Origin of the sequence: Psychromonas sp. (assembly GCF_047632995.1) — a bacterium.
GTDB lineage: Bacteria > Pseudomonadota > Gammaproteobacteria > Enterobacterales > Psychromonadaceae > Psychromonas.
On the sequence record NZ_JBLIEK010000012.1, the window covers coordinates 43,522 to 50,302 of the forward strand.

Genomic DNA, 6,781 nt, shown 5'->3' on the forward strand with positions numbered 1-6,781 from the left:
AATCGATCAATCGTTAAGCGGTGCTTTTTCTTTGCCAATACGCTTATAAAACGAGTCAACGAATTCCTCTAATGTACCTTTTGCAATAGCATCACGCAAACCTTTCATCAATCGTTGATAGTAACGTAAGTTATGGATCGTGTTTAGACGTGCACCGAGGATTTCTCCACATTTGTCAAGGTGATATAAGTATGCACGTGTATAATTTTTACAGGTATAACAGTCACATTCTGCATCTAAAGTAGTTGTGTCTTCGCGGTGTTTAGCATTACGAATTTTAACAACGCCATCAGTCGTAAATAGGTGACCATTACGCGCATTTCGAGTTGGCATAACACAGTCAAACATATCGACACCACGACGAACCCCTTCGACTAAATCTTCAGGTTTGCCTACACCCATTAAATAACGCGGTTTATCGGCCGGTATTTTAGGCGTGATATATTCTAAAATTTTATGCATCTCTTCTTTTGGCTCACCCACAGCAAGTCCACCAATCGCATAGCCATCAAAACCAATTTCAGTTAAACCATCAAGCGATATGTCACGCAGATGTTCAAAACAGCCACCCTGAATAATCCCAAACAATGCATTGGGATTTTCCAGCTCATTAAAACGATTGCGGCTACGCTGTGCCCAACGAAGCGATAATTTCATTGAAACATCAGCCTCTTCGAGCGTCGCGGGATAGGCAGTACACTCATCAAAGATCATTACGATATCAGAACCCAAATCATATTGGATATCCATTGATACTTCAGGCGATAAGAATACTTTATCGCCGTTAACAGGGTTACGGAAATACACCCCCTCTTCTTTTATTTTTCGCATTTTACCTAAACTAAAGACTTGAAAACCGCCCGAGTCCGTTAGTATTGGCCCCTTCCAATTCATAAAATCATGCAGATCGCCATGCTGCTTAATGACTTTTTGACCGGGACGCAGCCAAAGGTGGAATGTGTTACCCAGCAGAATTTCAGCGCCGGTAGCATCAACCTCTTCAGGTGTCATCCCTTTTACCGTGCCATAAGTACCGACAGGCATAAAGGCAGGGGTTTCAACCGAACCGCGGTCAAAGGTCAAACGACCACGACGTGCGCGTCCATCTGTTGCTAGTAGTTCATATTTCATTTATTTCCTTATCAGATAAACAGTCTGATTATAATTGTAAAATTTATTCAACTTACTTTTTTTTGGTTAAAAACATCGCATCACCGTAACTAAAAAAACGGTATTTTTCATTTATTGCAGTTTGATAAGCATTATCGATCTGCTCTTTGCCTGAAAAAGCACTGACCAGCATTAATAAAGTGGACTCTGAGAGATGAAAATTGGTGATCATCGCGTCAATTAATTGAAATTCATATCCTGGATAGATAAAGATGGAGGTTTCAGCAAAATAGGGCATCAGCGGTTTGCCTTGGGCAAGCGATGCCTGAGCTGCGCTTTCAATGGAGCGAACAGAAGTGGTACCGACCGCAATAACCCGTCCCCCTCTTTTTTTGGTTGCATTGATTTTATCAACCACTTCCTGAGAAAGTTGCGCATATTCGCTGTGCATTTGATGATCGAGTATATTATCTACTTTAACCGGCTGAAATGTACCGGCACCCACATGCAAGGTAACAAAAGCAAAATCAACACCTTTATCCTGAAGCTTATCTAATATCTTTTGATCAAAGTGTAATCCTGCCGTGGGCGCGGCTACAGCGCCGGGGTTTTTGTTATACACCGTTTGATAACGCTCTTTATCCGCATCTTCATCCGGCCGGTCAATATAGGGAGGCAGAGGCATATGGCCGATCTCTTCTAAAATATCTAAAACCGTTTTTTCATTTTCAATATGGATTTCAAACAAGGGGCCGTGACGTTTAACCATTAGCGCATCAACACTATTTTCTAAGCGTAATTTGCAGCCCGGTTTAGGTGATTTTGAACTGCGAACATGTGCAAGAAAGGAGTTTTCATCTAAAACGCGCTCCACCAGCACTTCGATTTTTCCCCCCGTTTCTTTCTCGCCAAACAAACGAGCAGGAATAACCCGGGTATCATTAAAAATAAGCAGATCATCTTTATTAATCAGATCGACTATATCGGCAAAATGGAGGTGCTTTAACAGGCCGGTTTGCCCCTCCAATGATAGTAATCTGCTTGCGCTGCGATCCGCCATCGGGTGGCGTGCAATTAACTCATTAGGGAGCTCAAAAGAGAAGTCTGAAACTTTCATATAGGGAAAACCTGAAAAATAAAGCGGGTAGTGTATACCCAAATAAGTTGGAAATACACAATTCAAAAAATCGGAAAATAATAAACAATCTGTTTGCTTACAAATCATACAAGGCAATGGGAAAAATTAACCAGATGTAGTGAGACAGCTACCTAAAAATGTAACTGATTCACTGCATCTTGATTATTATCAGGAAGATAAGCGGCTGGACTATGCACCATAGTAGGCATCGGTGAGCTCACCGACATTTGCATTTTCGATAAAGTCTCGTTCAGCTAACCAATCGACAAATGCCTGACGATCTTCTTCTGAAGCAGATCCGTAGCGCTGATATGAGCTAATAAAAACAGTGAACACTTCAGTGCCCCCTGCTCCGCCCATAATTAAATTTCTAGATCCGACAAAATCAATAAATTCCTCAAAAAAAGAATCAAATGTTGTTTCGTCTAACGCTTTAATTGTAAATGAAACTTTAAAGCCTAATACAGCATATTCATCCACATAGAGCTTTTTACGAAGTCGACGGCTTCTTTTTAATTGTTCAATAGTTTTCATAGTGCCTCATTAGTTCTCGTATTTTACAAACAAATAAACAGTACTCTTAAAGTATCAAGCACTGGGTTATTGTAATCAGTTTCAATCATCTGCCAAAATACCATTCTATCTATAAATGATAAAGCGTAAAAACGGGATCTGGCATTAACTTGCTATCATATCCCAAACTATTCACAGCTTCACCGGATGCTAGCTTTCGGGAGAAACTTCCTTCGGCAGGGCGATCAAGGATAATATTCGTAATTCCTATTGAAAGGGTGATTTCACGCTATTGGTACATTTGAAAATATTGATTAAAAACAACCTATAAAGAAAAAAGCAATTTAAAAACTCAAACCAAAACGCTTTTGTAAAATCATCAGACTGCTTAAATGGATAAAAACGGGATCTAACGAGGCTTGCTTGTTCGCATCAAGGGTTAACGCTTCAAGATAGAGCTTTCTCACCTTTTCTTTGTTATAAAAATCGGGAAGATAAGTTAACTCCAGAAAATAATGTTGAAATAACGCGGCAAGTGGCCCCTGCGATCGCAAACTGGCTGGTGCACTGATAAACGGCTTTTTTGCTATCTGCGCGTAACTGTGCGGCATATATTTTCCCGCCACCGCGCGTAAAATTCGTTTATCAATCTGTTCGTCAAATTTATAGCTAAGCGGCAAACTATGGATAAATTCCACCAGCGCATTATCCAAAAATGGCGGTCGCCCTTCTATACCGTGAGCCATTTCTGTTCTATCGGCTAACGCGCCTAAGTTATAGCTTTGAAAAACGGATTGATAATGCAGTTTTTGTGAACGTGCAATCGGATCTGCTGTAACACTTGAATCAAACCGGGCAAAAGAACTAAAAGAGGTGGCAGTCAAGTGCTCACTGTTTCGTAAGCTATTCAACAAAAGACCATTGGGAGAGGCATGAACGGCTTGGGCGGGCAGAAAACCAAGGTGCTTTTGCACTGCAGAAAGATGGGGTTGCCAACTCGATGGGAACTGCTGTAGATCACGGTAAGGCTTAGTTAAGTCCTGCCTAAAAAAGCCATAACCCAGTAACGATTCATCCGCCCCCTCCCCTGTTAATACCGTTTTATGCTCCGCCTGAGATAATTGCTTACTAAGATGATATTTGGCGGCGATATTAATATTGGGTACCGGCATTTCACTGTGAATGACGGCATGGGCAAAATTATTGGCCAAAATAGTATCAGTGACTTCAACAATATCGTGGCTGACACCAATCTCTTTAGCAAATTTTTGTGCCTGTTTGCTTTCATCAAAAGCGGTATCTGCAAAGCCTATGCTGTACGCATGTAGCGAACCAGACAAGCGCGCGGCAATTGCGGTAATGGCTGAAGAGTCGATACCACTGCTCAAATAGGTTTGATTGCTACTGCTTTTCAGTAACCTTTTTTCAATCGCTCCGACAAATAAGCTTTCAAACTCATCACAAGCTTGATTAAAGGCAATGGGTCGCGATTCAAAGAGTGAGGGATCAAGTGGCGATTCAGTGATATAGGGTAAAGACTCAACCCCCTTTTCTGATATTTTTAAAATATTACCCGGCGCTATGGCATAGACTCCCTCGACGAATGTCTCATTGGCATGCTGAACAAAATATTCACTTCCTGCCAAATAGTTTTTATTCCACTTAGCGGGAATTCCATAGGCAAGCAGCGCTTTAATTTCTGAAGCAGCAACCAGCGCGCCATTATGCTGACTGTAGAAAAGGGGTTTAATGCCAAAACGATCCCGTCCTAAGTAAGCCGTCTTACTGCTTTTATCATAGATAACAAATGCAAACTCGCCATCAAGTTCACTCAGCCCGGTGAGCCCTTTAAGTTTAAATTGATGGAGCAGATACTCACTGTCACTTTCGCTCGTAAAAGTAGCGCCCTGCTTTTCAATTTCTGCACGCTTATTATAGATTTCGCCATTAACCGCGATCACCAATTCACCATCGCTGCTGTGCATAGGCTGCGTAGCACAGCTGCCGCCATTGATTTCCAAGCGGTTATGACCGATGGCAAGCTTGCCATCATCGCCATACCACAGACCAGAATGATCTGGCCCACGATGGCTAAGTGAAGTTAACGCCTGAGCAAATTTTCCCGTATCACAAGGGAGCTGGTTGGAATGATAAAAAACAATCGCGCACATAAAATGGACTCGTTAAATATATAAGGCTTGCGGGTTGATAGTCTGCTCGCAATTGGCTTTTTCTAACCAACCAAGCGAGACAGCGACCTGATATAAACGCACATTGTCGAGTTGCGGCCAAATATGACAAAGCCCGGGCACAAAAACCTTAGCCGTTTTAATGGGTAAGGGCTCACGCGAGTAGTTCAGCACCAGCGTCTCAAGGTTTAACGCTTTTAATTTTTTAACGATATTCTCTATATCAAGTTTTATATCTCCACTGCTACAATATTCAGTAGATTGAGATTGTGCATGAGTCGCTGGAAACAGATGCGCGCCCACTGCAACCGCATTAAAATCAAACGGCGCGTCATTTTGTTCGCGAATGGGGATAAGCTGACATAACTCGGTTAAGGCACGTTGCGCTGCCAACTCCTTTTGCAGATGGCAACCGAAACCAAAACTGAATCCCTGCGTGTTTTTATTACGTCCAACGGCCACCATCACAGGCACGCCAATATCATGGGTTAGATCCAACACCCAAAAATCGTGTTGTGGTGATAATGTTTCGTTTAGCAAAGCAAAGTGTTCAGGAACAATCAGCCGCAGATCAAATTCAGGACGTTCTATGCGGTTATACCACCAAATAGCGGTGGCATCGCGCTCTATCAGCTCAAACAATGCCTGTAAAATCGCTTCCTCTAGGGTATTTCCTGCGGCGCAACCATTAGAGTGCCAACGCGCAAACTGTTGGTCGTCAAAGGGGATATTGGCAAAACAGCTGGTTAATGGCAGATAGACATGATCATTTTCACTCAATGACCAAGTTGGCAGCCAGTGCACAGCCTGATCATTATAACGGCATGCCGCCTGTTTTAACTGCGCATCGGGATGTGCTTGATCCGTGAAGTTTTGATATTGACTTTCACTGTATGGAACTAACTGCTGGAAATCATAATAACGTTTATCCAACTGCGCCTTGGTCGCCAAGTGCAGAGGTTCATCTCCTTGATAATGGGCACAATAGCGCTCAATCGCTTCACATAAAGCACTGGCTTGCGACTGACTATGGGAAACCCCTTTGCCCATACAAGTGTGCACAAAACTATCATTCGCTAACTTAATATCTGTTTGGGGTGCTGGTTTTTTAAAAAAAGCCGTGGAGTATATCTTTACAGGATTATCGGCACTCGCTTTTAACGCTTGAATATGGGTGATAAGGCCGGTGATTGGGCTGACAAAAGGGGTAATATTTTGTACTGTCTGCTCAGGGGCAATCGCACGCGAACCGCCATCAATATTGAAATTAACCGGGCAGTTGGCCAGCGTTATCTGGCTGTGAATTTGCTGATGAAAAGTTTGTTTTTTATTAACCGCTAAACACAATGGATGGTGCTGCACCTTCAGTGTATTGATATTAACAATAGTGAGATCCATTTTACTCTGGGACAGTTGCGCATGCAGTTCACTTTTTATTAACTTTCGCAGCTGCGCCGATAAGCTATTTACAGTGCGATAGGGAATGCACAATGCCCGATCAGGGAACAAAGATTCAGCTAAGGCTAAGGTCGGATTATTATGTTTTAAGCGCGTTTGCAAAGCGTGCAAATATTCTTTTGCATTGAATGCGTTAATTACGGGGCCTAACCAGATCTGCTCAGCACTCATTTTAACTAAACACACCCGCGCAAACTTAGCTATCGCTTGGCTAATAGCCGGATTAAGAAAACTGTCGACCAGCATAAAACATAAAGGCGTTTCTGATTGCACTCTAAGCATCAGCTCATCAATCAGTCCCAGCCACTCGCTGGCGACTGGCTCTTTTACAACGCAAAGTTTAACAACAGAGTAACGCTTATTCTCACTCAAC

At 42.5% G+C, this 6,781-nt stretch carries 5 protein-coding genes; all 5 read right to left on the minus strand.

What is annotated here, in order from left to right:
- Positions 1-6 precede the first annotated feature (6 nt).
- On the minus strand, positions 7-1,131 hold the full coding sequence (gene tgt, locus ACJAT7_RS04040) for a tRNA guanosine(34) transglycosylase Tgt (protein ID WP_415225513.1): 1,125 nt from the start codon (positions 1,129-1,131) through the stop codon (positions 7-9).
- A gap of 52 nt (positions 1,132-1,183) precedes the next feature.
- Positions 1,184-2,227 carry a tRNA preQ1(34) S-adenosylmethionine ribosyltransferase-isomerase QueA gene (gene queA, locus ACJAT7_RS04045; RefSeq protein WP_415225514.1) on the minus strand — a complete coding sequence of 348 codons (1,044 nt, stop codon included), beginning with the start codon at positions 2,225-2,227 and terminating at the stop codon, positions 1,184-1,186.
- A gap of 210 nt (positions 2,228-2,437) precedes the next feature.
- Complete coding sequence (locus tag ACJAT7_RS04050; protein ID WP_415225515.1) at positions 2,438-2,782, minus strand: YggL family protein; 345 nt, start codon at positions 2,780-2,782, stop codon at positions 2,438-2,440.
- A gap of 323 nt (positions 2,783-3,105) precedes the next feature.
- Positions 3,106-4,932 (minus strand): asparagine synthase (glutamine-hydrolyzing), encoded by a 1,827-nt coding sequence (asnB, locus tag ACJAT7_RS04055; RefSeq protein ID WP_415225516.1) that lies wholly within the window; start codon positions 4,930-4,932, stop codon positions 3,106-3,108.
- Positions 4,933-4,944: 12 nt separating this feature from the next.
- Positions 4,945-6,781 (minus strand): YcaO-like family protein (locus ACJAT7_RS04060; protein WP_415225517.1); only part of this gene is annotated, 1,837 nt, incomplete at its 5' end.